This window comes from Brevibacterium sediminis (assembly GCF_024895295.1).
In the GTDB taxonomy this organism is placed as follows: domain Bacteria; phylum Actinomycetota; class Actinomycetes; order Actinomycetales; family Brevibacteriaceae; genus Brevibacterium; species Brevibacterium sediminis.
On record NZ_JAHQRN010000007.1, the window covers coordinates 91,635 to 117,545 of the forward strand.

Annotated in this window: 24 protein-coding genes; 10 read left to right on the top strand and 14 right to left on the bottom strand. The window is 65.5% G+C overall.

What is annotated here, in order from left to right; translation table 11 throughout:
- Nucleotides 1-58 precede the first annotated feature (58 nt).
- Entirely contained in the window at nucleotides 59-1,486 is a 1,428-nt protein-coding gene (locus tag KTJ89_RS15690; RefSeq protein ID WP_259358409.1) for a prolipoprotein diacylglyceryl transferase, read from the bottom strand.
- 122 nt (nucleotides 1,487-1,608) lie between these two features.
- On the opposite strand from KTJ89_RS15690, the gene KTJ89_RS15695 reads away from it, so the two are divergent.
- Nucleotides 1,609-3,540 carry an acetate--CoA ligase gene (locus KTJ89_RS15695; RefSeq protein ID WP_259358410.1) on the top strand — a complete coding sequence of 644 codons (1,932 nt, stop codon included), beginning with the start codon at nucleotides 1,609-1,611 and terminating at the stop codon, nucleotides 3,538-3,540.
- A gap of 279 nt (nucleotides 3,541-3,819) precedes the next feature.
- On the opposite strand, the gene KTJ89_RS15700 is transcribed toward KTJ89_RS15695, so the two are convergent.
- Complete coding sequence (locus KTJ89_RS15700; protein WP_181271503.1) at nucleotides 3,820-4,767, bottom strand: hypothetical protein; 948 nt, start codon at nucleotides 4,765-4,767, stop codon at nucleotides 3,820-3,822.
- An 85-nt stretch (nucleotides 4,768-4,852) separates the two neighbouring features.
- On the opposite strand from KTJ89_RS15700, the gene KTJ89_RS15705 reads away from it, so the two are divergent.
- Nucleotides 4,853-5,440, top strand: coding sequence for a MarR family winged helix-turn-helix transcriptional regulator (locus tag KTJ89_RS15705; RefSeq protein WP_259358411.1), 588 nt, complete (start codon nucleotides 4,853-4,855; stop codon nucleotides 5,438-5,440).
- A 107-nt stretch (nucleotides 5,441-5,547) separates the two neighbouring features.
- Here the strand turns inward: KTJ89_RS15705 and KTJ89_RS15710 are convergent, their stop codons facing one another.
- From KTJ89_RS15710 to KTJ89_RS15725, 4 genes are all read right to left on the bottom strand, one after another.
- On the bottom strand, nucleotides 5,548-6,033 hold the full coding sequence (locus tag KTJ89_RS15710; RefSeq protein WP_259358412.1) for an SRPBCC family protein: 486 nt from the start codon (nucleotides 6,031-6,033) through the stop codon (nucleotides 5,548-5,550).
- A gap of 155 nt (nucleotides 6,034-6,188) precedes the next feature.
- On the bottom strand, nucleotides 6,189-7,658 hold the full coding sequence (locus KTJ89_RS15715) for an LssY C-terminal domain-containing protein (RefSeq protein ID WP_139469019.1): 1,470 nt from the start codon (nucleotides 7,656-7,658) through the stop codon (nucleotides 6,189-6,191).
- Nucleotides 7,659-7,825: 167 nt separating this feature from the next.
- Nucleotides 7,826-8,917, bottom strand: coding sequence for a MerR family transcriptional regulator (locus KTJ89_RS15720; RefSeq protein ID WP_259358413.1), 1,092 nt, complete (start codon nucleotides 8,915-8,917; stop codon nucleotides 7,826-7,828).
- Between the two features lie 112 nt (nucleotides 8,918-9,029).
- A complete protein-coding gene (locus KTJ89_RS15725; protein ID WP_180345626.1) occupies nucleotides 9,030-9,719 on the bottom strand; it encodes a HEAT repeat domain-containing protein in 690 nt (229 codons plus the stop codon).
- 99 nt (nucleotides 9,720-9,818) lie between these two features.
- On the opposite strand from KTJ89_RS15725, the gene KTJ89_RS15730 reads away from it, so the two are divergent.
- Nucleotides 9,819-10,442, top strand: a complete 624-nt coding sequence (locus KTJ89_RS15730) for a GyrI-like domain-containing protein (RefSeq protein ID WP_259358414.1) — start codon at nucleotides 9,819-9,821, stop codon at nucleotides 10,440-10,442.
- 82 nt (nucleotides 10,443-10,524) lie between these two features.
- Here KTJ89_RS15730 and KTJ89_RS15735 read toward each other — a convergent pair whose 3' ends face one another.
- Nucleotides 10,525-10,791, bottom strand: a complete 267-nt coding sequence (locus tag KTJ89_RS15735; protein ID WP_139469017.1) for a hypothetical protein — start codon at nucleotides 10,789-10,791, stop codon at nucleotides 10,525-10,527.
- A gap of 151 nt (nucleotides 10,792-10,942) precedes the next feature.
- Here KTJ89_RS15735 and KTJ89_RS15740 point away from each other — a divergent pair, with 151 nt between their 5' ends.
- Together KTJ89_RS15740 and KTJ89_RS15745 are read left to right on the top strand one after the other, a co-directional pair.
- Nucleotides 10,943-11,530 carry a peptidoglycan-binding protein gene (locus KTJ89_RS15740; protein ID WP_219922312.1) on the top strand — a complete coding sequence of 196 codons (588 nt, stop codon included), beginning with the start codon at nucleotides 10,943-10,945 and terminating at the stop codon, nucleotides 11,528-11,530.
- Between the two features lie 100 nt (nucleotides 11,531-11,630).
- Nucleotides 11,631-11,990: an ArsR/SmtB family transcription factor gene (locus tag KTJ89_RS15745; protein ID WP_139909298.1), complete on the top strand. Its 360-nt coding sequence runs from the start codon at nucleotides 11,631-11,633 to the stop codon at nucleotides 11,988-11,990.
- 97 nt (nucleotides 11,991-12,087) lie between these two features.
- On the opposite strand, the gene KTJ89_RS15750 is transcribed toward KTJ89_RS15745, so the two are convergent.
- The 3 genes from KTJ89_RS15750 to KTJ89_RS15760 are packed head-to-tail and all read right to left on the bottom strand — an operon-like array spanning nucleotide 12,088 to nucleotide 14,849.
- On the bottom strand, nucleotides 12,088-13,023 hold the full coding sequence (locus KTJ89_RS15750) for a DMT family transporter (protein ID WP_259358415.1): 936 nt from the start codon (nucleotides 13,021-13,023) through the stop codon (nucleotides 12,088-12,090).
- A gap of 40 nt (nucleotides 13,024-13,063) precedes the next feature.
- Nucleotides 13,064-14,272, bottom strand: a complete 1,209-nt coding sequence (locus KTJ89_RS15755; RefSeq protein ID WP_259358416.1) for a pyridoxal phosphate-dependent aminotransferase — start codon at nucleotides 14,270-14,272, stop codon at nucleotides 13,064-13,066.
- 4 nt (nucleotides 14,273-14,276) lie between these two features.
- Nucleotides 14,277-14,849, bottom strand: a complete 573-nt coding sequence (locus KTJ89_RS15760) for a peroxidase-related enzyme (RefSeq protein ID WP_216657062.1) — start codon at nucleotides 14,847-14,849, stop codon at nucleotides 14,277-14,279.
- A 120-nt stretch (nucleotides 14,850-14,969) separates the two neighbouring features.
- On the opposite strand from KTJ89_RS15760, the gene KTJ89_RS15765 reads away from it, so the two are divergent.
- Nucleotides 14,970-15,275, top strand: a complete 306-nt coding sequence (locus tag KTJ89_RS15765; RefSeq protein ID WP_139469013.1) for a cupin domain-containing protein — start codon at nucleotides 14,970-14,972, stop codon at nucleotides 15,273-15,275.
- Nucleotides 15,276-15,416: 141 nt separating this feature from the next.
- Here the strand turns inward: KTJ89_RS15765 and KTJ89_RS15770 are convergent, their stop codons facing one another.
- A complete protein-coding gene (locus KTJ89_RS15770; RefSeq protein ID WP_259358417.1) occupies nucleotides 15,417-16,898 on the bottom strand; it encodes a glutamate-cysteine ligase family protein in 1,482 nt (493 codons plus the stop codon).
- A gap of 195 nt (nucleotides 16,899-17,093) precedes the next feature.
- Between KTJ89_RS15770 and KTJ89_RS15775 the strand changes: the two genes are divergently transcribed.
- Complete coding sequence (locus KTJ89_RS15775; RefSeq protein WP_259358418.1) at nucleotides 17,094-18,266, top strand: M20 family metallopeptidase; 1,173 nt, start codon at nucleotides 17,094-17,096, stop codon at nucleotides 18,264-18,266.
- 165 nt (nucleotides 18,267-18,431) lie between these two features.
- Here KTJ89_RS15775 and KTJ89_RS15780 read toward each other — a convergent pair whose 3' ends face one another.
- On the bottom strand, nucleotides 18,432-19,442 hold the full coding sequence (locus KTJ89_RS15780) for a class I SAM-dependent methyltransferase (RefSeq protein ID WP_259358419.1): 1,011 nt from the start codon (nucleotides 19,440-19,442) through the stop codon (nucleotides 18,432-18,434).
- Between the two features lie 173 nt (nucleotides 19,443-19,615).
- Between KTJ89_RS15780 and menC the strand changes: the two genes are divergently transcribed.
- Entirely contained in the window at nucleotides 19,616-20,737 is a 1,122-nt protein-coding gene (gene menC / locus KTJ89_RS15785) for an o-succinylbenzoate synthase (RefSeq protein WP_259358420.1), read from the top strand.
- A gap of 91 nt (nucleotides 20,738-20,828) precedes the next feature.
- Here menC and KTJ89_RS15790 read toward each other — a convergent pair whose 3' ends face one another.
- Nucleotides 20,829-22,460: an SLC13 family permease gene (locus KTJ89_RS15790; protein WP_374990290.1), complete on the bottom strand. Its 1,632-nt coding sequence runs from the start codon at nucleotides 22,458-22,460 to the stop codon at nucleotides 20,829-20,831.
- Nucleotides 22,461-22,548: 88 nt separating this feature from the next.
- Between KTJ89_RS15790 and KTJ89_RS15795 the strand changes: the two genes are divergently transcribed.
- Both KTJ89_RS15795 and KTJ89_RS15800 read left to right on the top strand, forming a co-directional pair.
- Nucleotides 22,549-23,433, top strand: a complete 885-nt coding sequence (locus KTJ89_RS15795) for a LysR family transcriptional regulator (RefSeq protein WP_172172002.1) — start codon at nucleotides 22,549-22,551, stop codon at nucleotides 23,431-23,433.
- A 137-nt stretch (nucleotides 23,434-23,570) separates the two neighbouring features.
- Nucleotides 23,571-24,680: a tartrate dehydrogenase gene (locus KTJ89_RS15800; protein WP_259358422.1), complete on the top strand. Its 1,110-nt coding sequence runs from the start codon at nucleotides 23,571-23,573 to the stop codon at nucleotides 24,678-24,680.
- A gap of 79 nt (nucleotides 24,681-24,759) precedes the next feature.
- On the opposite strand, the gene KTJ89_RS15805 is transcribed toward KTJ89_RS15800, so the two are convergent.
- Complete coding sequence (locus tag KTJ89_RS15805; RefSeq protein WP_139469005.1) at nucleotides 24,760-25,668, bottom strand: cation diffusion facilitator family transporter; 909 nt, start codon at nucleotides 25,666-25,668, stop codon at nucleotides 24,760-24,762.
- Nucleotides 25,669-25,911 lie beyond the last annotated feature (243 nt).

A 25,911-nucleotide genomic window follows, 5' to 3' on the forward strand; every position in this document is an offset into this window, starting at 1 on the left:
TTTGCTCGCCTGAGGGGCCGGTGACCTGAGGGCGTGTCTGTCCGAAGGCGACGCCGGCTCAGAGCCGGTACTGGTTGTTCTCCTCGGCCGACGGTTCCTCGCGTTCAGGAGCCTGGGCTTCCTCGGTTTCGTCTTCGGCAGGCTCTTCCTCGGCCGATTCTGCGGACTCCTCGGCCTCGTCCGGCATCTTGCCGGAGAGCGCGTCGGCCGACATTCCAGGTTCACCGGTCGGCGGTGCCTCGAGCGAGGAACCGCTGGCGGATTCGTCGAATTCCTCGGGGTCGAGCGTCGCCGGGTCTTCGGCAGGTCCCTCGAGTTCGGGGTCGGACGCCGAGGCGGATCCGCTGTCACTGACATCGTCCTTGTTCAGCGACGGAGCCGCGGACATGGTCTCGTTCGTCGCACCCGCGGCCTGTGGCGCAGCCGTATCTGCAGCCTGTGGTGCGGCGGTGGGCTGAGCCGGGAACGCCGGCGGCATCGGCGGAGGCGGCGGCAGTTCGGACGAATCGCCTGACTGCGCGGCTGGCTTCTCAGCGGGCCGAGCCGGTTCATCATCGACAGCGGCTGTGCCGCCGGTTTCGGCGTCACCGACGCGGGTGCTTCCCGCTTCGGTGTCTGCGACGCTGGCGTCGGCGGCTTCGGAGCCACCGGACGGCGCAGAGGCGGATGGCTGTGCGGGAGCGACGGGTGCTGCCGGCTGTGCGGGCTTCACCACCACTGCGGGCTTCGCAGAATCCGTGGGTCGCTCCTCATCTTTCGAGGCCTCGCCGCCTTCGGTTCCGTCCGACTCCAGGGACGAGTCCGTCTCACTGTTCTGCTCAGCCGCGTGCTCGGTCGCGTCGGTCTCAGGCGCCTCGTCCGACCCAACGGTCGTCGCCTCGTTCGGCGAAGCGGTCGCCGCACCGTCGGCAGCGGCGCTGGTCCCAGCCGATTCCTCGCCTTCGGTCGTCGCCTCGGCCCCAGCCGCGTCCGAGCCTTCAGCTGTCGCACTGCCGGCGGACTCGCTCGCAGTCGGAACCGTTTCGGTGGGTGTCGACTGAGCCGATGCACCCTCGGCGGGTGTCGCTTCCCCCGACGCAGCCTCGGCGGAATCGTCGGCTGCTGCCTTCCCCTCGGTGGAAGCCTCCTCGGCTGACCCATCGGACGAGGCCGCTTCCGACGATTGGGCGGTCGACCCCGGCAGGGCACCGTCGATGCCTTCGAGGCTCACTCCCGCCTCGGCGGCGAGTCGGGCACGTCGTTCGGCACGGGCCTTCGCCCGCTCGTCTTCGCTCTTCTGCGCCTTCGCCTTGGCCTTCGCCGATTCGCCCTTCGGCTGGGTCGGGCGCACGGCCTCCCAGATGAGCAGGACGACGAGCATTGTCAGCCCGACGATGACGCCCATGAGGATCGAACCCCACGGTCGCGCCATCGCGAAGAAGTCGAAGATGGCGTTCAGACCGAACATGACGGCGAGGCCGAGGATCAGTGCAACCAGGAATCTCATATCCCCATTGTGCCCTCTCCTGGTCCGAGTGCAGGGAAATGGGTCCACTTTCGTGCCGGTGGCGATCCCCGAGGATGTGCCCCACCTCGGCACACAACTGTGCCATGCGTCACAATGGGAGCATGAATACCACCATCGAGAACTCCGCTGAAAGCTACGACGACGTCGTGGCCCGCATCGCCGAGGACCCAGAGGTCTTCTGGCTCGAGCAGGCCAAGAACCACATCGACTGGGTCACCGAACCGACGAAGGCCGTCGACGATTCGAATGCGCCGATCTATCGCTGGTTCCCCGACGGCGAGCTCAACGTCTGTTACAACGCGCTCGACCGACATGTCGCGAACGGCCGCGGCGACCAGGCCGCCATCATCTACGATTCGCCGGTCACCGACACCGTCCGTTCGATCACCTACACCGAGCTTCTCGACGAGGTCTCCCGCTTCGCTCGGGCCCTGGCGGACAGAGGGGTGACCAAGGGCGATCGCGTCGTCATCTACATGCCGATGATCCCCGAGGCGGCCGTGGCCATGCTCGCGTGCGCCCGCCTCGGCGCGATCCACTCGGTCGTCTTCGGCGGCTTTGCTCCGAACGAGCTCGCCGTGCGCATCGACGACACCGCCCCGAAAGCCGTCATCTCCACTTCCTGCGGAGTCGAGAAGAGCCGAGTCCTCGAATACAAACCGATGCTCGATGAGGCCATCGAGATCGCCGAGAACAAACCGGACTTCACCGTCATCGTCCAGCACGACGAACATCGCTGCGAACTCGGCGAGAACGACCTCGACTACGCCGAACTGCTCGCCCAGACGCCCGAGGGCATCGACCCGGTGACCGTGAAGGCCACCGACGAGCTCTACGTCCTCTACACCTCGGGCACCACCGGCAAACCGAAGGGAATCGTCCGCGATTCCGGCGGATATGCGGTGGCCGGAGCGTTCTCGATGCCGACCGTCTTCGGCCTCCACCCGGGCGACACGATGTTCACCGCCTCCGACGTCGGGTGGGTCGTCGGGCACACGTACATCATCTACGCGCCCCTGTTGGCCGGCGTCACCTCGGTGCTCTATGAGGGCAAACCCGTGGGCACACCCGATGCCGGAGCCTTCTTCCGCGCCATCGAGCAGCACAAGGTCAACGTCCACTTCACCGCCCCGACCGCCATGCGCGTGGTGCGCAAGGAGGACCCGAACGGCGAGCTGATGAAGAAGTACGATCTGTCGAGTCTGCGTGCGGAATTCCTCGCCGGCGAGCGCCTCGATCCCGACACATATGAGTGGACGACGAAGATCCTCGCCGAGGCGACCGGACGCGACGTCCCCGTCGTCGACAATTGGTGGCAGACGGAGACCGGCTGGCCGATCACGGCGAATCCGCTGGGACTGACCCGGTTCCCGCTCAAGGCGGGATCCTCGACGAAGCCGACTCCCGGCTTCCACGTCGAGGTCGTCGACCCCGGCGGTCAGCCAGTTCCGGCCGGGGAGGAAGGACTCATCGTCATCCGGCTGCCGCTGCCTCCGGGCACCATGGCCACGGTGTGGGGTGACGACGAGCGGTTCATCTCCTCCTACCTCGCCGCCTTCGACGGCTATTACCTCACCGGCGATTCCGGCTATCTCGATGAGGATGGGTACGTCTTCGTCATGGGTCGCACCGACGATGTCATCAACGTCGCCGGCCACCGCCTGTCCACCGGCATCATCGAGGCGGTCGTCGCCTCCCACCCGGCCGTGGCCGAGGCCGCTGTCATCGGCGTCCACGATGATATGAAGGGACAGATCCCACGTGCGCTGGTCGTGCTCGGGGATTCCGCCGAGGCGTCCGACCCGGACACCGTCATCGACGAACTCGTGGCGCTCGTCCGCAAAGAGATCGGACCGGTCGCCGCATTCAAACGCGTCGACATCGTCGCGGGTCTGCCGAAGACCCGGTCGGGCAAGATCCTGCGCAAGACGATGCGGCAGATCGCCGATGGCGCCGACGACCCGGCAGTGCCGTCGACGATCGAGGATCGCAGCGTGCTCGATGACCTCGGGGCGGTGCTCTCCCGCAGCTGAGCGTTCAGCGGCCCGTGCTGCCGCATGATCGCTGCGCCGGCAGAAGTGCCGTGGATACGCCTGTGCACCGCGCGGGGAGTCTCGGCGCACAGACGCAGACGCGATCCGGTGCGAACCGTGGAGGTTCGCACCGGATCGCGTCGATGTTTCACGGTGCCGTTCTGTTGATGGACAGCGCGGATGTGCGGGCCGGCATCGCGTTCTCGGGTGGTCGGGAGAGTGTCTTCGCACGACCCAACGGTCGGCCGCCGGCGGAGAGCACTCCACCGGCGGCGTCGCTTACGAGTTGCGTCCCTGTTCGAAGCCCGCGGCGAATCCGCGCTCGAAGGCCTCTTGGACCTCCTGTTCGCGGCTGCGGCGCTCATCGGCCCAGCCGAAGGGGTCGAATCCTCGTCGGCCCGGACCGAAGCCGGGACCGAAGTTCGGGCCGAATCCGCGCCGTCCGCGGCCTCCCCCGCGGCGGCGGTCGTGGTCGCCGTTCCCACCACGGGGTCCATGAGCCTCGTGACGGTCAGGGCCGCCTCGGTGATCGTCATGGTCGTGGGGGTGTTCGCGGTCGTACGGTCCGTTATGGCGGGCCGAGTCGTCGCCGCAGCGATCGGGGCCGAAGTTGTCGACGATCTTCGCCAGCGAGGCCTTGAGGTTCTCGAATTCTTCGGAGGTGAGCACCTCTTCGATGCGATCGCCGACTCCGTCGCGCATATCGCGGAAGCGCTGGCGCAGCTCTTCGGGATCGATGTTCTTCGATGGCCCCCATCCACCTCGGCCGCGCGGCGGACCGTAGGTCACAGGCTCTTCCGGGTAGGCGGCACCGTCGGCGACGACCTCATCGGAGTCCCAGCGGCGACGTCCTCGCCGCATACGCCCGAAGTCGCGAGGGTCGAATCCGGAGTCGACCGCAGCCGAGCGGAATTCGCGACGCAGCACGTGGCTGAACTCGCGCAGCAGCTGCGGCAGATCGGTGTCGGTGTCATCGCCCTTGCCGTCGCCGGAATCGGCACCGTTCACGGGCTCAGTGCGTGCGGCCGAATCATTCTCCGCCGCATCGGTCTTGCCCGCTTCGCCCGGCTGTTCGCGATCGGAGCCGAGACTCGAGGCGCTGCCGGCGACGGTGTTCTCGTCGGTGTTCGGCGAGTCTGTCCGGCCATCGGCACCTGTTGCGCCGGCTCCTCCGGTCGGGGTGGTGAAGTCGTCGTTGTCATCGTTGAAGTCTTTGTTTTCAGTCATGTCATCTCCTTAGTTGTCATCTGACATGTACATGCAGAATGACATGCAATTCGATTGCATGTCAAGTGGCATGTAAAATCGAATCATGAGCACGAACGATGACATTCAGGCGATCGCCGAGGCGCTCACCCGCCTGCAGTGGCGGCGCGGGCCCGGCGGTCCGCGTGGATTCGGCCCCTTCGGCGGGCTCGGTGAGCACGGCGGCCCTGGCCAGCGCGGGGGCTTCGGTGAACGCGGTGGATTCGGAGACCGTGGTGGATTCGGCAGCGGCCGGAACTCAGACGATTTCCCCTTCGGCGGCAAGCGTCATCCCGGTGGGCCGTTCTCCGCACACGGCCGCGGGCGTGCACTCATCCGTCTGCTCGTCTCCCTCGTCCAGGCAGGCACGGCGCTGGGAGTCAGCGCACTCGGCGATGCGATCGGCGTCGATCAGCCGCGCGCGTCCAGGCTCGTATCCCAAGGCGTCGAGCTCGGACTACTGCGTCGCGAAGCAGACCCGGACGATGCCCGACGAACCCTCATCGCGCTGACGGACAAGGGCCGCGCGATCACCAACAGATTCCGCGGCGCCCAGCGTGACAACGTCGATCAGGCATTGAGCACATTCACCGAGGACGAACGGGCACAGCTGGCATCGCTGCTCACGCGCCTCGCCGACGCCTGGCCGAAATGAGTGCCTCTATCCGTCTGTTCTGACCGGACTGCTGTCCCGGCGGGACGGCCACTCGGATGCGGTGAGCAGTCAGGCCTCGGCCGCGGCTGTCTGCCAGGCGCCTGATCTCAGCCTTCGGCGAGCTGCTTGAGTCTCTTGAGCGAGGCGAGCAGATTCGCCGCGGTCGTCGACTGCGCCCGCGACAGACGCTTCGGATCGCGCAGCTCGGTCCAGTCATAGGTGTGACGAACCAAGACCGAGTCATCCCCGGTCGATTCGATCTCCCACACCCACTTCTGACCGAACGGCTCTCCACCCACTTCGGAGGGCTTCCAGGCGATGAGCCTGCCCTCGGCGAAGTCGACGATGTGGTTCTCCCGGTCCACGCCCTTGGTCAGAGTCGTGACGAACGAGCTCCCGGCCCCCTGCACTCGCTGGCCCTCGACGGCCGAGCCGAGGTTGTCATTGCCGTCCCATTCCGGCTGACGCTGCGGGTCGGCGATGAGTTCGAAGACCGCCTCGGCGGGAGCTGAGATCTCGATCTCGGCGGTGACGACCTTGAGGACCGGATCGATCGAATCGAAGACGGAAGCATCGGGGGTCTGGTCGGTCATGGAGCCCTGCCTTCGTGTGTGGTCCAGCCTCGGCGTCGAGCTGAAGTGCGGAGTCCGGAGTGGATCGGACACGGTCAGAATACACGGACCCGCCACCCCGGGCCCTGCGGGCGGGAACCCGCCGCCCCATTCCTCACGGGTGGGAACCCGCCGAGTCAGTCCTCGAGGGCGCGGTCCTGTCGTTCGGCACGCAGGGCTGCGGTGCTGAAGCGGGTGAACATCCGGGAGGAGTCGCTCGACAGCGCCAGCAGCACCGCCACCTGCATGGCGATGGTCGTCAGCGCATACATGTTCGTCGCCAGGTCGCGGTCTCCGGTGAAGTAGTTCGTCATCGACACGATCACGGAGATCGTCGAGAGCGTGAGGATCCACAGCCTGGCCCGGTTGCTGCCGCGGAACACCGACGTCGAGGCGATGACCTGCAGACACCCGATGAGGAGGCTGACACCGACGAGGACTCCCGCGACGATGCGCGTGGCCGTGTCATCGCTGATGGCCGCGATGTCCGAGCTGTAGCCGACGACTTCGGAGCGCAATCCGTTCCAATCGAGAAGCATACTGATCACATCCCACGCCTGGAAGAGCAGCAGGACGAGCACGAGGGCGGCCCCGACGACGGTCTGCAGCGGGCGCTGTCGCCACAGCGTCTTCGTCACTTCGGACACGCTGCGTGAATCGGAGTAGATGCGGGTGGCGTCGAGCGCCAGCTCCAGGCGTTCGGGATGGTCGGCTTCGTCGGCGACCACCTCGGTGACGTCCACGATCGGCAGGTGCCCGTCGGTGATGATCGCATCGCCGCCGCCGTTGCGGGAGTGGTATCCGGTGGAGAAGTCCTTGATCCGATCGACCGCGATCACTTCATTGGCACGGGTGACTGTATCGACGATGTGGTCTCGTTCGACGTCGGTGTTCTCTTCGATCTTGTGGGTGAACTGGAGGGTGAACAGGGAGATGCCGACGGCTTTGTCATAGGTTCCGGCGGCCAGCCAATCGGCCTGATGTCCGCCGGGCAGCAGCCATCCGCGCGGGCATTTCCAGAACCGCACATGGTGGCGCTGGCCCGGATCTCCATCGACTTCCTGCTGGTAGGCGAAGTCCTGACGGCGGCCGAACAGCAGCAACGGGGACACCGGCGCCTGCGGGTAGCTGCGCTTCGTCACCGTCGACCGGATGATCTCCCACGTCGATGCGGGAGTGATGCTGTCGGCGAGGATCCATCCGGCTTCGCGCATCGCATGGTGGATCTGCGCTTCCTCACCACGCCAGGCGAGATTGACCGGATCGCCGAGCAGACCGTCAGAGGTGCGTGTGCGGCCGATGAAGTAGTTCGGCACATAGATCTGGGACAGGATGCGGTGCAGCCTGGGCAGAGCCAGATAGGACACGACTCCCCAGAACACGAGCAGCGTGAGCACCTGCCACCAGCCGAGGCTGAATCCCTTGAGCAGGATGAGCAGCGCCAGCCAAGTCGAGGCCGCACCGGCGAACAGGAAGAACAGGTAGTCGAGCACTCCGGTGGGCGTGAAGTGGTGTCGCCGATAGACGAACGGCTGCCTCAGCCGCCGCTTCTGCCCGACCGCCGCACCGGCCGCATCCGTTCCGTCCGTCGTCCCGCCCGTTGTCATGAGGGCCAGTTTAGTGATCCGGCAACAGCCACCGGAATGAGGAAGACCCGACATCCCTTCGCCGAGGCGGCCGGAACGCAGATTCCCACCGCCCCTTCACCGAGGCGGTCGGAACGCGGATTCCCGTCTTCCCCTCACCGAGGCGGCCCGACCGAAATCGGCCAGGTTCACTCCTTGTCCGATGTCTGCTCCCGTCGTCGGCGATCGAGTGCGGCGAGCGCGGTGGCTGCGAGCTCCGGGCTGTCATCGTCGCTGAGCTCGGCAATGAGGTCACTGCTGCGGTTGCCGGAGATCTCGAGGAGGACTTGGAGCACCCGGAACCGTATCTGGGGATCGTGCGAGTCCGCTTGTCGGTGCAGTTCGATGAGAACCTTTTCGCCGATGTCGGCAGTCGGTCCGGTCGCGTCGACGATGAAGCCGAGGGTCTCGGCTGCCTCGATGTCCCTCGGTCCATTCATCGCCATGTCGAGCAGCACAGGAACAGCTTTCTCGTCACCTGAGCGGCCGAGGGTGAGCGCGGCGATGCTGCGGATATCAGAGTCGACATCGTCGAGTCCCTTGTCCAGTGCCTGACGGATCATCGATATCGAGCGTGAGTCGAGTTTCTCGTCCGGTGTGGTTCTGCGGATCTCGTCGAGGGCGAGCAGGGCATTGCGACGCACTTGGGCCGATGCGTCGTCCATTCCGACCACCACATGGGGCACGGCCTCGGCACCGGCTTGGGCGAGCGCCCACCGCATGGCCCCGGCCGCGTTGAGCACGGTCTCCTGCAGGACCGCCTGCGCCAAGGCCTCGATCGGCATTCCTCCGTCGACTCCGCTGCCGAGTGCGGCTTTGTGCCGTTGGATGACATCGCCGGATTCGAGAGAGCGCATGAGATCGATGGTGTGCAGGAGAGACTCGCCGTCGGCTCGACCGAGCCGAGCGACGGACTGGAGGTGGTCGAGCAGACGCTGCTCGGCCGCGATCCGCTCACGTGCCTGGTCGATGAGGTCCCCGAGCACTGTGCCGGGGTCGAAGTCCGGCTCGGACAGCACCCGACCGACTTCGGTCAGAGACATCCCGAGTTTGCGCAGACCTTCGATGTGGAAGATGCGCCCGATGTCGGCGTCGGAGTACTCCCGGTAGCCGCCGGGCGTCCGCTGGCTGGGCGAGACGAGGCCCAATGATTCGTAGTGGCGCAGCATGCGTGCGCTCACACCGGAGCGCCGGGCCACTTCGCCGATGAGCATTGCCACCTCTTCTCTGCTGTCAGCCACTCTATGCCGTAACTGCCGCTCGTTGAAGGAAGGGATCCGAGACCTCGGCCGTGCGCCGGCGGGCTTGCCCCACCCGTCGGCACACGCACGATCAGACCTTCCCTGTGCCGATCTAGACCGTGGCCTCGGACCCCAGTGCGACCACCCGCTTGGCTGCGTCCAAGGCGTGGGCGAAGCCGGCATCCGGGTCATCGAACATGTCCCGAGTCGCCATGGCGTGAGCCCGCACTGTGTCGTCCTCTGCATGAAGCCTCTCATCGACCACTGACACGAGATCCTCGCCGAGGGACACAATCGCTCGACTGAGGCTCTTCTGCATCTCGAGATCCCCTCGACCCAACTGTGTCACCAGGGCGGATGCCAGTTCTTCACGATCTTCACCGGGCACAAGGGCAACGGCGGCTCTCCACGCACTGCGGGCCACCTCGGTGTCGGTATGGGCGATGAGCGCGGTGCCGATCCGGGCCGGGTCCATGGGCGGCCAGGCACGCACGTCACCGATCTTCGACAGGGTGTGCAGGGATTGGCTGATCGCCTGCGACAGCGGCGAGTCGAGTTCGGCGACGAGGCGGGGAACGGTGTCGCCGGCGGGCAGCCGAGTGAGCGCCCAGGTGAGCATGTCGCGGACGAAGAAGTCCGGTTCGATGCGGCACCGGGCGATGAGCGCGTCGAGGTCACGGGGCTCGGCTCGTGTGCCGATGGCCATCGCCGCCTGCAGGCGCTGCTGCGGGGTCGACGCACTCAGCGCTTCGATCATGGGGTCGCCGGTGTCGGTCCGGTGGTGTTTGAGTGGATGTGTCATGGTCTCCACCTCCTTGCCACCCAGTGAAGACCCTGACATCGTGTCAAGGTCAAGCAGATCAGACCCATCCCTTTCCCAACCCACGGAGCGGAGCCTCGTATGGACAAGATCGATTTCAAGAGATCGCTGCCGAGTTTCCGCGCGAAGCAGGGGCGATTCGACCTCATCGAGGTGCCGGAATCGCAGTACATCATGATCGATGGCCACGGGGACCCGAACACCTCGCCGGATTTCGCATCGGCGCTGACGAGCCTCTATCCGATCGCCTATGGGCTGAAGTTCCTCAGCAAGCTCGAACTCGGTCGCGACTATGTCGTGCCACCGCTCGAGGGGCTGTGGTGGGCCGATGATATGGCGGCGTTCACGAGCGCTCGGGACAAGTCAGCGTGGGACTTCACCCTCATGCTGTTCGTCCCGGACTGGCTGGACGCAGGCCACGTCGACGGCGTCATCGACACGGTCCGGGCGAAGGGATCGGCGCCCCGCCTCGGCGAGATCCGATTCGACACGCTGCGGGAGGGAACGTGCGTCCAGACCCTGCATGTCGGACCCTTCGACGACGAAGGGCCCGTCCTCGAGCGCATGCACACCGATGCCATTCCCGAGGCAGGGATGACGATGGCGGGGAAACATCACGAGATCTACCTCAGCGACGTTCGCCGGACCGCGCCGGAGAAGCTGCGCACGATCCTCCGCCAGCCGGTGATCCCGCTGGGCGACTAAGGCTGATTCGGATCGGTGATCTGGACGGATGCCGACGATGCTGCTCGCCCGTCCTACCAGGGACTCAGCCGCGGCCCGACACTCAGCCTCCGCTCGTCCAGCCTCCGGACACCGGGGCAGTGGTGCTCGGACCGGGGCCGCCGTCCGAATCGGAATCGGAGGATGAGGATCCGATCGACGAGGAGTCCGAGGTCGGCGATGAACCTGTCGACGATGACTCCGCGGAGAGGAAGATGATGGCGACGAGGATGCCGGCAACGGTCAGGATGCCGACAGCGACGAAGGAGAAGACCACAATGAGACAGGTCATCAGAGGTGGGCGGTTGTTGCGCCGAACGATTCTCACCATGGTTCAAGCCTAAGCTGTGCGGGGCCTTCCGAAACCGGTCCGCGATCGGCTCCGCTCACACTCTCACCGCCGCCCGGCCGTGACCTTCCTGTGATAAAAACCTCGGCGTTGCCCCATGCACTCTTAAGTTTGTTGCATTATCGTTATATTCATGCCTCGTCTGACCTCATCTCGCAAGGGCCGCCGGTCCGTGCTCACTGGTGCCCTCATCGGGCTCGGGGCAGCAGTGATGGCACTGGTCGTGGGCGCCGTCATCATCCTCAATTCCCCCATTTCATTCGGTTCCACGAAGATCAGGCAGATGCAGATGGCTTCGGTCAACCAGCTCAGTCAGCAGCAGATCGACAATGCTCGGCTCATCATCGGCGTCGGCCGCGGCGGCAACTTCGACGACCATGCGATCAGGATCGCCCTGATGACAGCGCTGCAGGAGTCCTCGCTGCGCAATCTGGATTCCGGCGACCGCGATTCGGTCGGCCTGTTCCAGCAGCGCCCGTCACAAGGCTGGGGCGAACCCCATCAGCTCACCGATCCCATCTACGCGGCCAAGGCGTTCTATGGGATCAACCCCGAGGTCGAGAACCCCGGCCTCAACCAGATCGACGGCTGGGATTCGATGTCACCGACCGAAGCGGCACAGTCCGTGCAGCGGTCGGCACTGCCGGACGCCTACGGTCAGTGGGAGTCCTTGGCCGATGACCTCCTCGGCTCGCAGGCCGACGTCGAGGCCCTCGACTGAGGCGCTGGCGGTCCCGACCGCCCGAACCCCGCGACTGCCGCGACCGCCTCACGGTGCCGGATATCGCATGACCACGCCGGTTGTCCGGTAATCTGCACTCATGGCTTCCATTCCCGATTCCGTCCCCGTCAATGACGATGTCGAGCAGCTCCTGCTCAACCCCGAGGACCATCTCGAAGCCATCACCGAGACCGCCGACCTCTTCAAGGCACTCGCCACACCCTCCCGGCTGAAGATGCTGCTCGTCCTCACCCACGGCGAGGCCACTGTCACCCACATCGTCGAGGCGACCGGACTGTCCCAGCCGCTGGTGTCCCAGCACCTGAAGTTCCTCCGCGGACTCCACCTCGTCGGAGTCAATCGGATCGGCCGCGAAGCCTACTATTCGCTCAAGGACGACCACGTCGCCCACATCATCGTCGACGCCATCGCCCACACGATCGAGGCCCACGAACACTGAGTTCCACCCGGGGCGCTGCTTCCGCAGCGATTCCTTCGCCGAGGCGGCCCACCGTTCCCAGCCCACAGCAGCGATCCTTCGCCGAGGCAGCCCATCCCTACCGACGTCGACGACGCGTGAGGGCCTCGGGTCCTCCACCGACGACCCAGACGATGAGAGCCACGAGGACAGCACCGATCCACTGACCTGCCTGCAGCCGTTCCCCGGCGATGAGGGATCCGAGCACCACTGCGGACAGCGGTTGGAGCAGCATGAGCGCCGCGGTCATCGGCACCGGCACCAGCGGGCTGGAGATGCTCAGCAGCACCCACGACAGCGCCTGACCGCAGACGGCCAGGGCGATCATCCAGCCCCAACCGGCCCAGCCGAGGTCGAAATCGAGGCCGCCGAGGGTCAGCCCGGCGACGGCGGTCATCACGCCGGCCGCGATCGTGCCCACCTGGACCGGGGCGACGACGAAGTCTCCGGCGACCTTCCGGCTGTGGTGGATGCCGAAGATGTAGACGCCGTAGAGCACACCGGACAGGACCCCGAAGATCGCTCCCCGCATCGGATTCGCCGCCGTCTCGTCGGCGCCGAACACTCCCCCGGTCAGCAGCATGCCGATGATCATGATCGGCACGCAGCCGATGAACAGCCATCCCGGCCGGGAACCGCCGAACGCCCACACCAGCGCCGGGAACACGATCACTTGAACGCTGATGAGGACCGTGGACACGCCCAGACCGGCGTCGAGCACGCTCTGCGCCCACAGCACATAGTCGATTCCGAGCGCCGCTCCGGAGACCGCGGCGATGAGGATCGCCTTCGGCGGGAAACGACCGTGCCTGCGCAGCTCGAGCCACGCCAACGGGGCGAGCACAATGATCGCTATCCAACACCGCAGGAAGGCAGCTGTGGGGGCGGTCGCCTCGGCGAGGATGACGAACAGTCCGGCCGATCCGAGCAGGACTGCGGCCAGGATGATGCCGAGCACCGGCAGGGCCTTCGGGGGCGGAGGCGGCCCGCCCGCTCGCACATCTTCGGCGCTCATCGGATCCCCTCGGAAGGGCTCATCTCACGACGTTCAGGGCTCATCCCATGTAGTCGAGGATGCGGTCGATGGCTTCGGCCGTGCGGTCCGCTCCGACGGCCAGCGACAGGCGCACCGAACGGGAGCCGTCGACTGAGTCGAAGTCATCACCGGGTGCGAGCGCGACACCGGTGGCCTCGAGCACCTGCGCGCACCACTGGCCGGCAGTGGCAATTCCCGCGCGGTCGAGGATGTCGTCGACTCCGGCGTACATGTAGAAGGCACCGTCGGGTGGGGCCATCTCGCCGAAGCCGAGGTCCGCGCGGGCGCCCAGGACATGTTCGCGTGCACCGGCGAACGAGGCCACTGCGGCCTCGCATTCGGCATAGGACTCGTCTGCAAAGGCCGCGACCGCCGCGTACTGCGCCGGCACCGGGGCGCACAGGGAGAGGTTGCCCGTGACGTTCTGGGCCGGCGCGACGAGCGCTTCGGGCAGGATCGCCCAGCCGAGTCGCCACCCGGTCATGCCCCAGTATTTGGAGAACGAGGAGATGACGACGGCAGAGTCGTCGTGGGCGAGTGCGCATTCGCCGCGGGTGCCGATATAGCTGATGCCGTGGTAGATCTCATCGGAGATCACCTGCACTCCGTTGGCCCGGCACCAGTCGACGATCCGGCCGAGCGCCTCGGGGCCGATCATCGTGCCGGTCGGGTTCGCAGGCGACGCGAGCATGAGCCCCTTGAGCGGGGCCTCCGCATGGGCGGCGGCCAAGAGGTCGACGGTGGGCTGGAACCCTTCATCGACACCACAGTCGAGTTCGACGACCTCACAGCCGAGTGCCGCGAGGATGTTCTTGTACGCCCCATACCCGGGTCGGGCCAGAGCCACCCGGTCACCGACGTCGAAGCAGGTGAGGAACGTCGTCTGGAAGGCGCCGGAGGATCCGGTCGTCACGGCGATGCGGTCGGGTGCGATGTCGAGTCCGTACCAGTCGCGGTAGTGGGAGGCGATGGCTTCGCGCAGTTCGGGGATGCCGAAGATCGGCGAGTATCCGAGTCCAGTGCCGTCGCTCATGACCTCTGCGGCACGGGCGAGCACGGGACCGGGCGCACCCTGGGTCGGTTCGCCCAGGCACATGGCGATGGTGTCACGACCGGCGCGCTGCATCTGCCCGACGGTGGCCACGATGCCCATCGCGGCGAACGGTTTGACGAGCCCGGATCGGGCGGAGGCGGCCGGGAGGGTTTCGGCGGGGGTGGATGAGGTCATCGGTTCACTTCTTCTCACGCGGGAGGCGGCCGAGGGTGTAGAACTCCGGGTTCGGGAGCATTCCGGAGATGTGGGCCATGCGGTTGGACAGGCCGAAGAAGCCGGTGATCGCGGCGATGTCCCAGGCGTCTTCGGCGTCGAATCCGTGGTCGGCAAGCCTCTGGTGGTCGGCGTCTCCTACGGCCCACGGCTCTTCGCAGACCTTGACGGCGAAGTCGAGCATAGCCATCTGACGTGGGCTGATATCGGCTTGGCGATAGTTCGTGGCGACGACATCGGCGATGAGCGCGTCTTTCTGGAAGATCCGCAGCATCGCTCCGTGCGCGACGACGCAGTAGAGGCAGTGATTGATCGCCGAGGTGGCCACGACGATCATCTCCCGATCGGCCTTGGTCAGGTTCCCCGTCTCCTTCTCCATGAGCGCGTCGTAGTAGGCGAAGAAGGCGCGGAATTCGTCCGGTCGGCGGGCCAGTGCGAGGAAGACATTGGGCACGAACCCCGACTTCTCGGCGACCTCGAGGATCTGGGCGCGAATGTCATCGTCGACGTTGTCGATGTCAGCAAGTGGGTATCGCATATCCCTCATGCTAGCCCGGGTGGATCGGTTCAAGTCGAGCCCGCTCAGGGCGATACAGTGAGGGCGTCAGGTCCGTCCCGGCTTCTGCCGCAGGCCGCTCGCGTATCGAAGGAGATCACCATGACCGCAGACAATACAGAAGACACCGGTTCGACCGGCGAGGTCCAGCTCGACAACGGAGTGTTCCGGGTGACGAAGTGGACGATCCGCCCCGACGGCGTCATCCCGATGCACAAGCACGAGTACGAATACGTCGTCGTGCCGATGGTCACGGACACGATGCTCGTGCGCAATTCGGATGGCACCGAGATCCGCGCCGAACTCGAGGCCGGCGTCTCCTACACGCGTCCGGCAGGATCCGAGCATGAGGTCTCGAACCCCGGAGGCAGCGCCGACGTCGTCTTCGTCGAGGTCGAACGTCTCTGAACCAAGTAGTTCATAAAGCACGTTCCCTATGGGTGGATCCACCTCGATTTCTGCCGCGATATCGGTGTGGATCCACCCACAGGAGACATTTCAGCTCGCGTCACATCACTCGAGCGCCTCAGAGGCGACGAGAAATCAGCCTCAGCGGGTGGGGATCTCCCAGGTGTGGACGGGCTTCCCTGTCGCCTGGTTCGCGAGGTAGGCATCCATCATCGCCGTGATGCCCTCGGCGCGTTCGGGTGAGTCCTGGCGGCTGCCTGGTGTGAGGCTCTCGAGGGCCTTCAGCTGCCAGGTCGCACCGTTGACGCGGCTTTCGGCACGGCCTTCGATGATCGACATGTATTCGTCGATGACGTCCTTGTCGATGTTCAGTCGTGAGAGTCCGCGCCTGGCCTGCGGTGCGAGCACATCGGTGACGAGGTCGGCCACGCCGATGCGTCCGATCTTCGGCCAGGTCACCCGAGCCTCGATCCCGTCTTTGGCGCAGGCGTTGAAGTTCTCCTCCGCCTCGGCGAATGACATCCGCGACCACACGGGACGGTTCTCCCCGACGAGGAACTCGGCCAGGCCGTAGTAGAAGGCGGCGTCGGCAACCATGTCGACCGGGGTCGGACCGGCCGGAAGCAGGCGGTTCTCGACACGGATGTGCGCGCCGCCGTCGCCGGAGTTGTAGATGGGGCGGTTCCAACGCCACACCGTGCCGTTGTGCAGATTGAGTTCGAAGAGCTTCGGAGCGTCGGCGGCACGGAATTCGACGAAGTCCTTGATCTCGGGCAGCAGCGGCGGGAAGTAGCGGACGTTCTCCTCGAAGAGGTCGAAGACGCTGGTGATCCACCGTTCGCCGAACCATACGCGGGGACGCACACCCTGGTTGACGAGTTCGGGCGTGCGGGTGTCGATGGACTGCGCGAAGATCGGGATCCGGGATTCGTGCCACAGCTTGCGGCCGACGAACAGCGGTGAGTTCGCTGCCATCGCCACCTGCGCCCCGGCGATCGCCTGCGAGGCGTTCCACGCGTCGGCGAACCGGTTCGGCGCCACCTGCAGGTGCAGCTGCATCGACGTGCAGGAGGATTCCGGAGCGATATCGGCGAACTCCGCCTTGTACCGCTCTTCACGACCGAGTTCGATGCGGACGTACTCGCCGCGGGCGTCGATGACCGAATTGCTCAGCGCCTCGTAGCGGTTCTCCTCCGTCATCCACTTCTCATCGGTGAGGAATTCGGTGGTCAGGGTCGGCAGGGTGCCGATCGACACCACCTTGAGTCCGTCCTCCTCGGCGGCCTTCTGCGCTTTCTCCAAGCGATGGGCGACACCGGCTTCCAAGGTCTTCAGCCCCCGCCCGGCCACTTGGAGCACCGGATGGTTGAGTTCGAGGTTGAAGCCGCCGATCTCGGACTGGTACTCGTCATCGAGTCGATCGAGCACCTCCTTGTTGCGCAGGCTCGGCTGATTGCCCTCGCCGACGAGGTTGAGCTCGAGTTCGAGCCCGATCGTGCCCGCCGATTTGAAATCCGCATGACGAAGGTAGGTATCGAAGAGCTCGAGATTCTCCGCGAGCTTCTCCCGATACAGTGTGCGTTCCTCCGGCGTGTACCGCTTCGAGCTGACTGCCTCACCCATAGGACTAGCAAACCACAGACGGCCGGGTTTGTGCGCGGCCGCGGTCCACAGGCCATTCCGCACGGAGACCGCGATCCTTCCCACGGCGCACCGCACACCGATTCGGCCGCGGTGCGGACAAGCTGCGCATCGGGTCCGTCCTGCATCATTCGGACACCTGCGATGTCGGCAACCGGCCTTCCGTAGACTCGCCCTATGACTTCGACCACATCATCTGCGCCCCAGCCCGCTGACTTCGTCGAACAGGCGAAGCGACGTCTGCCCGACATGCTCGCCGACATCGAACGGGTCATCTCCATCGAGACCCCCTCACACGACAAGGCGGCCGTGGCCGCAGGAGCACGGGACTTCGCCGCGCTCCTGGGGGACCGCCTCGGCGCCGAGGCGGAACTGCTCGAGGTCGACGGCACCGCCCACCTGCGTCTGCGCTTCGGCACCGGGCCGGCCCGCGTCGTCCTGCTCAACCACCAGGACACGGTGTGGCCGCACGGCACCCTCGACCGCATCCCGTTCTCCACCGAGGACGGCATCCTCCGTGGTCCCGGCAGCTTCGACATGCTCACCGGGGCGATCATGAGCGTGCACGCGACCGCGATGGTGGCCGACCACCTCGGCGAGGGCGGGCTGGACGGTCTGTCGATCCTCGTCACCGGCGATGAGGAGATCGGATCCGTGTCCTCGTCGGACCTCATCCGCGCCGAGGCAGCCGAGGCGAAGGCTGTGTTCGTCATGGAGGCGAGCGCGGGCGGGGCGCTCAAACTCGAGCGGAAGGGCACGAGCAACTACGTGCTGAAGTTCACCGGCAAGGCCTCGCACGCGGGGCTCGAACCGGAGAAGGGCATCAACGCGGGAATGGCCCTGGCTCTGACTCTGCCGTTGGTGGCTGACCTGGCCGACGCCGAGGCGGGGACGACGGTGGTGCCGACCGTGATCAGCGCGGGGACCACGTCGAACACCGTGCCGGCCGAGGCCCGGGTGGACATCGATGTGCGAGCCCGGACTGCGGCTGAGCTCGAACGCGTGGATGCGCAGATCCGTGAACTGGCTGCGAAGCCGCAGGTGGAGGGCTCGATGACGGAGGTGCTCGGCGGAATCAACCGGCCTCCTTTCGAACGGGAGCAGTCGGCTGCGCTCTTCGAGCGGGCGACGGCTCTCGCCGGCGAACTCGACCTGCCCGCGCCGCAGGGAGTGTCTGTGGGCGGCGCCTCGGACGGGAACTTCACTGCCGGTGACGGCATCGCCACTCTCGACGGGCTGGGCGCCGTCGGCGATGGGGCGCACGCTGAACACGAACACGCCGTCATCGATGAGATCGCACCCCGCACGGCACTGCTCGCCGCCCTCATCGCCGACCAGCTGAAGGGCTGAAGCGGAGCGGCGAGCTGCTGCCTTTCGCTGCCGCCGTCCGCAGCCGTAGTTCCCAGACGCCGACAGTGCGCCGGGGCCTTCCCTCCGTAGTTAAGTGTGCGCAGATTGCCAGTTTCGAGCCGAAAATGTGCAATCTGCGCACAGTTGACTGTCGGCAGCAGGACTTCAGTCGACCGGGTAACCCGCCGCGCGCATCTGATCCGGTGATTTCAGCGTGAACAGCCAGTCACGCAGTCGCGGATCCGGCCGAATCGCCGTCCGCGCGTACAGCCGATCTTCACCGACGAGGTAGTAGTGGTAGCCGTGCTCGCCGAGGTGGCCCATGAGCTCCCGCGGTTTCGCGCGGTCGTCGAGGACTTCGCACAGAATGTCCGGGTGCAACGCGGCGAGGAAGTCCTGTCCGTGCGCGAAGACGTCGTTCTCACCGCCTTCGACATCGATCTTCACCGTCACGCGCGGTGCCTCTCCCCGACCTGAAACGTCGGTGACGTCTTCGCCCGACTGTGGTTGCGAGTCCCGCTCCGACGTCTCTGCCAGCACCTCGGGCAGGAGTGCGTCGAGGGAAGTGAAGCGCACCTCGGCGTCGGAATCGAAATGCATATCGGAGGAGTAGAACGACGGCAGCGCCGACCCTCCGTCCCCGATGGGCACCTTCATCCAGGTGTCGGGGCTGCCGACCCCGGTCGGGTGGACGGTCACGCGGCTGTTGAAGCCGTTGCGTTCGACGTTCTTCTCCACACCTGCGACGACGGCGGGGATGATCTCGAAGACGTGAGCGCGCACATGCTCGTTCGCGGCGAGGACGGCCATGGTGAAGACCCCGGTGTAGGCGCCGATGTCGAGGAATACATCGGCATCGGCGCTGAGCGCGACCATGAGGTCGAGGGCGAACGCGTCTTCGGGTTCGGTGCGTCTGCCCCTTCCCCAGTAGAACTCCTTGGCGATCTCGCAACGGAAGGGCTCGACGAGGATGAAGTCCGCTCCGCCCGCTCTCCCGCGGATTTCGGTGAGTTCGATGGGGGCGGGGAGGCGACCGATCTTCAGCCCTCTGATCCGGGGCGCGATCGTTCGCAGCAGCGGGTGGAGCGCCGGTTGCGCGAGAGCGGTCTTGACCGGCAGCTTGAGGCCGAACCAGGACTGTCTGCGCGCGGTGAAAGTGCGCAGGTGGTCATTCACGACGGTGGCCCCCTTGCTGACAGGAAGACTTTTGTTCACACTATCAATCGCCGGCCCGCCGCTCCAGGGTTCTTCCGGACCTGATTCGCGATACTCGCCGCCTCTTCGCGGACCGCTGGCATAAGGTGGAAGCGAAGACCCATCCGCCCCGTTGCAAAGCAGGAGCCCGGCATATGAAGCTCAAGTCAGTCACCCTCCACCAAGTCTCGATTCCTCTCGTCACCCCGTTCGAGACCTCGTTCATGCGGGAGACGGAGAAGGACTGCTACCTCGTCGAGGCTGTCTTCGACACCCCGCAAGGTGAGATCACCGGGTGGGGAGAGTCCGTGGCGATGATCTCTCCGCTCTACTCCTCCGAATATGTGGCCGCCGGCATCGATGTCACTCGCCGCTGGCTGGCACCGCTGCTCTTCGACGTCGACAACCTCACTGCGGAGACCGTCGGCTGGCACCTGCGTCATGTCATCGGCCACCCGATGGCGAAGTCGGCTCTGGAGATGGCCGTCATCGAGGCCCAGCTCAAGCTCAACAACCAGTCGTTCAAGGACTACCTCGGCGGAGTGGTCAACTCCGTGCCTTCAGGAGTTTCGGTGGGCATTCAGGATTCCGTCGAGGAGACCGTCAAGGTCATCGGCGGCTACCTCGAAGAGGGCTACGCCCGGATCAAGCTGAAGATCAAACCCGGCAAGGACATCGCCCCGGTGGCCGCCGTGCGCAAGGCCTTCGGCGACGATTTCGGCTTCCAGGTCGACGCGAACGCCGCCTACACCCTCGTCGATGCCGCACACCTGCGTCGCCTCGACGACTACGGTCTCCTGCTCATCGAACAGCCCCTCGGCGAAGCCGACATCCGCCAGCACGCCGAGCTCGCCAAGCTCATGGACACTCCGATGTGCCTCGACGAGTCGATCGTCTCCGCCGAGGCTGCCGCGGACGCGATCATGCTCGGCGCCACCTCGGTGATCAACATCAAGCCAGGACGGGTCGGCGGGTTCGTCGAGGCGAAGAAGATCCATGATCTCGCCGCCGCCCACGGCGTCGCCGTCTGGCACGGCGGAATGGTCGAGACCGGTCTGGGGCGGGCGGCGAATGCGGCGCTGGCATCACTGCCGGGCTTCACCCTGCCCGGCGACATCTCCGGCTCGAATCGGTTCTTCCACGAGGACATCACCGAGGAGATCGTCATGTACGACGGCAAGGTCGATGTGCCCACCGGCATCGGCTTCGGCGTCTCCATCGACCCGGCCAAGCTCGAACGCTTCCGCACCGAATCCGTGGAGATCCTGCCCGCCTAGTAGGACAAGATCCGCCGAGGCGGCCCTCCCCTCACCGGTCACCGACCGGCAGGTTGGGCCGCCTTCACTGCAGGATCCCGCCGGCGCGACCTCACTGACCGAGGCCGACGACCCCGATCATCACCGGTACCAGTGCCACGATGAGGATGGCTCCGGCGATGTCGAAGGAGAATCCGGTACGGATCATCTTCGTGATCGGCACGGCTCCGGTGCCGTAGACGATCGCGTTCTGCGGCGTCGAGACCGGGAGCATGAAACCGAACGACGCTGCGAAGGTCGCGGCCATCGCCGGCACGAACGGATCGATGCCCGCCGCCTGGCACAGCGGGATGACGATCGGCACGATCACGGCCGCCGCTGCGGTGTTCGACGTCGTCTCCGAGATGAGGATCGCCAGCACAACGGACACTGCGGTGATGGCGAGCAGACTCGTCACGCCCAGACCGTCGGCGAATCCGGTGCCGATCGTCTCGGCCAGACCGGTGTCGGCCAGCAGGGCTCCGAAGATGATGCCGCAGCCGAAGAGGATGATCGTGCCCCAGTCGATCTTCGCCGCCTGGGTCCAGGTCAGCGTGGGCTCGCGACGCTTCCAGTCGACGGGGAGGATGAAGAGCAGCGAGGCGCCGATGACGGCGACGATCCCTTCGTCGAGGCGGGAGTCGAGGAACTCGTAGATCGCCGAATCGGTGCCTGTGAACAGGGCCGCGAATGCCGGCAGCAGCCACAGCACCACGGTGACTCCGAAAGCGAAGAGGGTGTTCTTCTCCGCACGGGACACGGGACCGAGGTCGGCGAGCTCCTTCTTCACATACTCTTCGACTCCTTCGATCTTCCGGATCTCCGGCTTGTTGAGCAGGAACAGCACGACGGCGAGGATGATGAACATCGCCACGCAGATCGGCAGGGCCACAGCCATCCACTGGCCGAAGGAGATCTTCGTCCCCGTCGCCTCCTCGATGAGTCCGCGTCCGATGAGGTTCGGAGGCGAACCGACGGGAGTGAGCAGCCCGCCGACGCTCGCACCGTAGGCCAGCATGAGCAGCAGTGCCGCACCGACCCGGAGCCGCAGCGGGTCGAAGTCCTTCTTCACGATGCCGCGCTCCTGCATGAGCTCGGCGATCACGGCGAGGATGCCCAACGCCGTGGGCATGAGCATCGCCACAGTCGCCGTGTTCGACACGAAGGCGGAGAGCACACAGGTGATGAGGCCGAAGGCGAGGATCACGCGGTAGACCGACTTCCCGACACCAGGCAGTGCGAGAACGGTCAATGCCAGCCTTTGGGCGATTCCGTGGTGGAGCATCGCTTGGGCGAGGATGAACGCACCGATGAAGGTGAAGATCGTCGAAGAGCCGAAGGGCCCGACCGCATCTGCGGCCGGCACGATCCCGAGGACGACGACTGCGCCGACACCGATGAGACCGCCGATGGGGATCGGCACCGGTTCGGTGATCCAGAGGACGATGACGCCGAGGAGGATCGCCGCCAGCATGTGCTGCTGATAGCTCAGCCCCATCGGGATGAGTGCGAAGACGATCGTCACAAGCGGAGCAAGGATGAAACCCGAAGTCATCCGAGCCCGTTCGAACTTCTCCTCCCGCGGAGAGAGCTTCTGCTCGCTCAGACTTCGAAATGTCTTGCCGCCCAGCAGGGCCTCACGCACATCGGTCATCAGCCCTGACGAACCGTTGCTGCCGTATTTCTGCGAAGTACTCACCGTCATTGGTCCTTTCATCGCCGTCGTTTCAGCCTGACGGACCGGGCTCGAATAGTCCAAGGCTATTTTTCGATGCAATCGATAGTCTTGACCTATGGATATTCGTCAGATCCGCCATTTCCTCGCCGTCGTCGACACCGGCAGCTTCACGAAAGCTGCGGAGTCACTCCTCGTCGCCCAGCCCTCTCTGTCGCAGACGATCAAAGGGCTCGAGAGGGAGCTCGGCGTGACACTCTTCCACCGGGTCGGACGTCGCATCACGCTCAGCGAAGCGGGCAGGGAACTCGAGGGACCGGCCAGGCTCGTCATCCGCGACCTCGAGACGGCGGAAGCGCACGTGCGAGGCCTGCGCGGACTGCGGTCGGGTCGAATCCAGATCGCGGCGATGCCCACCCCGAGCATCGAGCCGCTGACCTCTCTGCTGTCGACTTTCACGCGTGAACACCCACAGGTCTCGTTCGATCTCAACGGCACGTTCACCGTCGACGAGACGGTTGAAGCCGTCCGCTACGGTCGCGCCGAGATCGGATTCCTCGGCGGACGCGGCCCTCTGCTGGTCAGCGACCTTCAGGTCGTCCCGTTGGCGGACCAGCCCCTCATGCTCGCCACCGGCCCGTCCATGTCCGCTTCATTCGATGCCGAGGCGTTCACCCCGGAATCCCTCGCCGGCACACGACTCATCGTCTCCCACAGGGGCTCGCTCATGCGCGCATACGTCGACGAGCTCATCGGGCGCGGCATCGATATCGACATCGTCGCCGAGGTGACTCACCGCAATTCGATCCTCCCCCTCGTCAGGGCCGGCATCGGCCAAGCGGTGCTGCCCGCCTCTTGGCAGAGCTTTGCCGCCGAAGGCCAGGTGCGCCTGGCCCCGATCTCCGGCGCACCGTCTCTGCACGTCTCGGCCATCGCACGTCAAGAAGGTCTGACGCCCGCGGCAGCTCGACTGCTGCAGCTGGCGATCGATCTTCAGCTATAGGCACCACCTATCTGAATCATCACAATCCGATCTTGGACTTATCAACGGATCGAGTGCTCAATGGAGTCAGAGCGATACGCCCGGGCGCCGCAGGCGCCACGAGCTCTCCACTCCCTTCGACCAAGGACGAAAGAATCATGACGGAATCACAGACCTTCTCGATCGCCTCCATCCCCGGTGACGGCATCGGCGGCGAGGTCGTCGCCGCCGGACTGCGCGTGCTCGACACCATCGCCAAACAGTCCGAAGGGACAGTCGAGTTCGAGGTCACCGAGTATCCCTGGAGCTCGGAGTACTACCTGAAGAACGGCCGGTACATTCCCGAAGGCGGACTCGAGGAACTCGAGAAGCACGACGCCATCTACTTCGGTGCGGTCGGTTCGGCCGACGTCCCTGACCACACCAGCCTGTGGGGGCTGCGTCTGGCGATCACACAGCCCTTCGACCAGTGGGCGAACATCCGCCCCGTCACTTTCCTGCCCGGCGTCGAGTCCCCGCTGCGGAAGGCCGACGATACCGAGCTCGACTGGATCGTCGTCAGGGAGAACAGCGAAGGTGAGTACGCAGGGATGGGCGGCCGCAACCTCAGCGGACGCGGCCCCGGCAACGAGGTGGCGCTGCAGACCAGCCTGCACACGGAGAAGGGATGCGAACGGATCATCCGCTTCGCTTTCGATATTGCGCGCACTCGGGACGTGAAGAAGGTGTCCAGCGTGACGAAGTCGAACGCTCAGCAGTACGGAATGGTGCTGTGGGACGAAGTGTTCGTCCGTGTCGCCCAGGAATACCCCGATGTCGAGACCGAGAGCGTCCTCGTCGACGCGATGAGCGCGAAATTCGTCCTGCACCCGGAGCAGCTGTCCGTTGTCGTCGCATCCAATCTGCACGCCGACATCCTCTCGGATCTCGGTTCGGCGTTGGCCGGCAGCCTAGGCCTCGCAGCGAGCGCGAACCTCAACCCCGAGCGACGCTTCCCCTCGATGTTCGAACCTGTGCACGGCTCCGCTCCGGACATCGCCGGGCAGGGGATCTCGAACCCGATCGGAGCGATCTCGTCGGCCGCACTCATGCTCGACCAGTTCGGACTGACAGCAGAGGCCGACCGCGTCCGCCGGGCCATCGAGAATGCCACCGGAGCCGGGATCCTGCCACGAGACTTGGGCGGCGAGTCGAATACCGTCGAGATGACCGAGGCGATCGTCGCTCAGCTCGAAGCCATCCACGCCGAGGATCTCGCAGCCGTCTGAGCAGCGCCCGGCAGAGACCCGAATCCCACCGAGGCGGCCCTCCCTTCACCGGTCACCGACCCACACAGGGAGGGCCGCCTCAGTCGTGGGTGTGAGTCTCCTCGGCGGCGTCCTTCGCCCGATCGAACTGGAACGTCGAGTGTTCGATCGCGATCTTGTGGTGCTCCGTCAGGCATTCCTGCAGAGCCTTGAGGATGCGCGGAGCATGCCCGTCATAGAAGCATTCATCGGCGAGAACGACATGAGCGGTGAGCACCGGCAGGTTCGAGTCGATGCGCGTGATGTGGAGGTCGTGGACTTCCTGCACGTGTTCGACTGACTCGAGATGCTCGCGGACCTTGTCGAGGTCGAGCTCCTTCGGCGCCTCTTCGAGCAGGATCGATCCGGTCTCGCGCAGGATGGCGAACGCTCTGGGGACGATGAGCGCCGCGATGACCAGAGCAGCCACGGCGTCGGCCCGGTCCCAGCCGAAGAGCCAGATCGCCAGGGCTGCGAAGATCACGGCCACCGAGCCGAGCGCATCGGCGATGACCTCGAGGAACGCTGCCTTGAGATTGAGGGAGTCTTCCTTCGATGAGCTGAGGATGACAATGGAGACGAGGTTGCCGACGAGGCCGATGGCACCGAAGAGCAGCAGGCCCGGGCCGGGCACTTCCGGCGGGACAAAGAACCTCCGGATGCCTTCGATGAGGCTGTAGACGCCGAGCCCCAGCAGCAGAGTCGCCTGGGCGCCGGCCGCGAGTACTTCCGCCCGGCGGAACCCCCAGGTCTTCTGTCCACCCGTCGGTTTGCTGATCAAGCTCGCCGCGAAGAGCGCGATGCCGATGCCGATGAGATCGACGGCGTTGTGGCCAGTGTCGATGAGCAGCGCAAGACTGCCCGTAACCACCGAGCCGATGAGCTGAAACACGAAGATCGTCGCGACGATGCCGAAGACGATCCGCAGCTGCCGCCGCGAACCTGAACCATGCGCATGATCGTGAGCCATTGATACCTCCTCGACTCAACACATTAACATATGCACATTTGTTTATGCATCCAATCGACCTCGACGAAGAGTCGGAGCGCACCAGACCCCGGCGGCGTCTCCCGCAGGTGGATCCACCTCGAAATCGTTCGGGAAATCGAGGTGGATCCACCCGCAGGTCACTTCACCGCCAGGTCGGTCGGCACCTCGGCGTAATCGACGAAAGAAGCGGCCGCCGAGGATGTCCTCGACGGCCGATTCCTG

Bases quoted from the DNA above. Each gene is read 5' to 3' on its own strand.
- KTJ89_RS15795 (WP_172172002.1), top strand. From the start codon at position 22,549: ATGGATATTCGTCAGATCCGCCATTTCCTCGCCGTCGTCGACACCGGC.
- KTJ89_RS15730 (WP_259358414.1), top strand. From the start codon at position 9,819: ATGGACAAGATCGATTTCAAGAGATCGCTGCCGAGTTTCCGCGCGAAG.
- KTJ89_RS15750 (WP_259358415.1), bottom strand. From the start codon at position 13,023: ATGAGCGCCGAAGATGTGCGAGCGGGCGGGCCGCCTCCGCCCCCGAAG.
- KTJ89_RS15700 (WP_181271503.1), bottom strand. From the start codon at position 4,767: ATGACTGAAAACAAAGACTTCAACGATGACAACGACGACTTCACCACC.
- KTJ89_RS15740 (WP_219922312.1), top strand. From the start codon at position 10,943: ATGCCTCGTCTGACCTCATCTCGCAAGGGCCGCCGGTCCGTGCTCACT.
- KTJ89_RS15760 (WP_216657062.1), bottom strand. From the start codon at position 14,849: ATGCGATACCCACTTGCTGACATCGACAACGTCGACGATGACATTCGC.
- KTJ89_RS15790 (WP_374990290.1), bottom strand. From the start codon at position 22,460: ATGACGGTGAGTACTTCGCAGAAATACGGCAGCAACGGTTCGTCAGGG.
- KTJ89_RS15710 (WP_259358412.1), bottom strand. From the start codon at position 6,033: ATGACCGACCAGACCCCCGATGCTTCCGTCTTCGATTCGATCGATCCG.
- KTJ89_RS15725 (WP_180345626.1), bottom strand. From the start codon at position 9,719: ATGACACATCCACTCAAACACCACCGGACCGACACCGGCGACCCCATG.
- KTJ89_RS15765 (WP_139469013.1), top strand. From the start codon at position 14,970: ATGACCGCAGACAATACAGAAGACACCGGTTCGACCGGCGAGGTCCAG.
- KTJ89_RS15755 (WP_259358416.1), bottom strand. From the start codon at position 14,272: ATGACCTCATCCACCCCCGCCGAAACCCTCCCGGCCGCCTCCGCCCGA.
- KTJ89_RS15745 (WP_139909298.1), top strand. From the start codon at position 11,631: ATGGCTTCCATTCCCGATTCCGTCCCCGTCAATGACGATGTCGAGCAG.
- KTJ89_RS15715 (WP_139469019.1), bottom strand. From the start codon at position 7,658: ATGACAACGGGCGGGACGACGGACGGAACGGATGCGGCCGGTGCGGCG.
- KTJ89_RS15690 (WP_259358409.1), bottom strand. From the start codon at position 1,486: ATGAGATTCCTGGTTGCACTGATCCTCGGCCTCGCCGTCATGTTCGGT.
- KTJ89_RS15705 (WP_259358411.1), top strand. From the start codon at position 4,853: ATGAGCACGAACGATGACATTCAGGCGATCGCCGAGGCGCTCACCCGC.
- KTJ89_RS15695 (WP_259358410.1), top strand. From the start codon at position 1,609: ATGAATACCACCATCGAGAACTCCGCTGAAAGCTACGACGACGTCGTG.
- KTJ89_RS15805 (WP_139469005.1), bottom strand. From the start codon at position 25,668: ATGGCTCACGATCATGCGCATGGTTCAGGTTCGCGGCGGCAGCTGCGG.
- KTJ89_RS15770 (WP_259358417.1), bottom strand. From the start codon at position 16,898: ATGGGTGAGGCAGTCAGCTCGAAGCGGTACACGCCGGAGGAACGCACA.
- KTJ89_RS15800 (WP_259358422.1), top strand. From the start codon at position 23,571: ATGACGGAATCACAGACCTTCTCGATCGCCTCCATCCCCGGTGACGGC.
- KTJ89_RS15735 (WP_139469017.1), bottom strand. From the start codon at position 10,791: ATGGTGAGAATCGTTCGGCGCAACAACCGCCCACCTCTGATGACCTGT.
- KTJ89_RS15775 (WP_259358418.1), top strand. From the start codon at position 17,094: ATGACTTCGACCACATCATCTGCGCCCCAGCCCGCTGACTTCGTCGAA.
- menC (WP_259358420.1), top strand. From the start codon at position 19,616: ATGAAGCTCAAGTCAGTCACCCTCCACCAAGTCTCGATTCCTCTCGTC.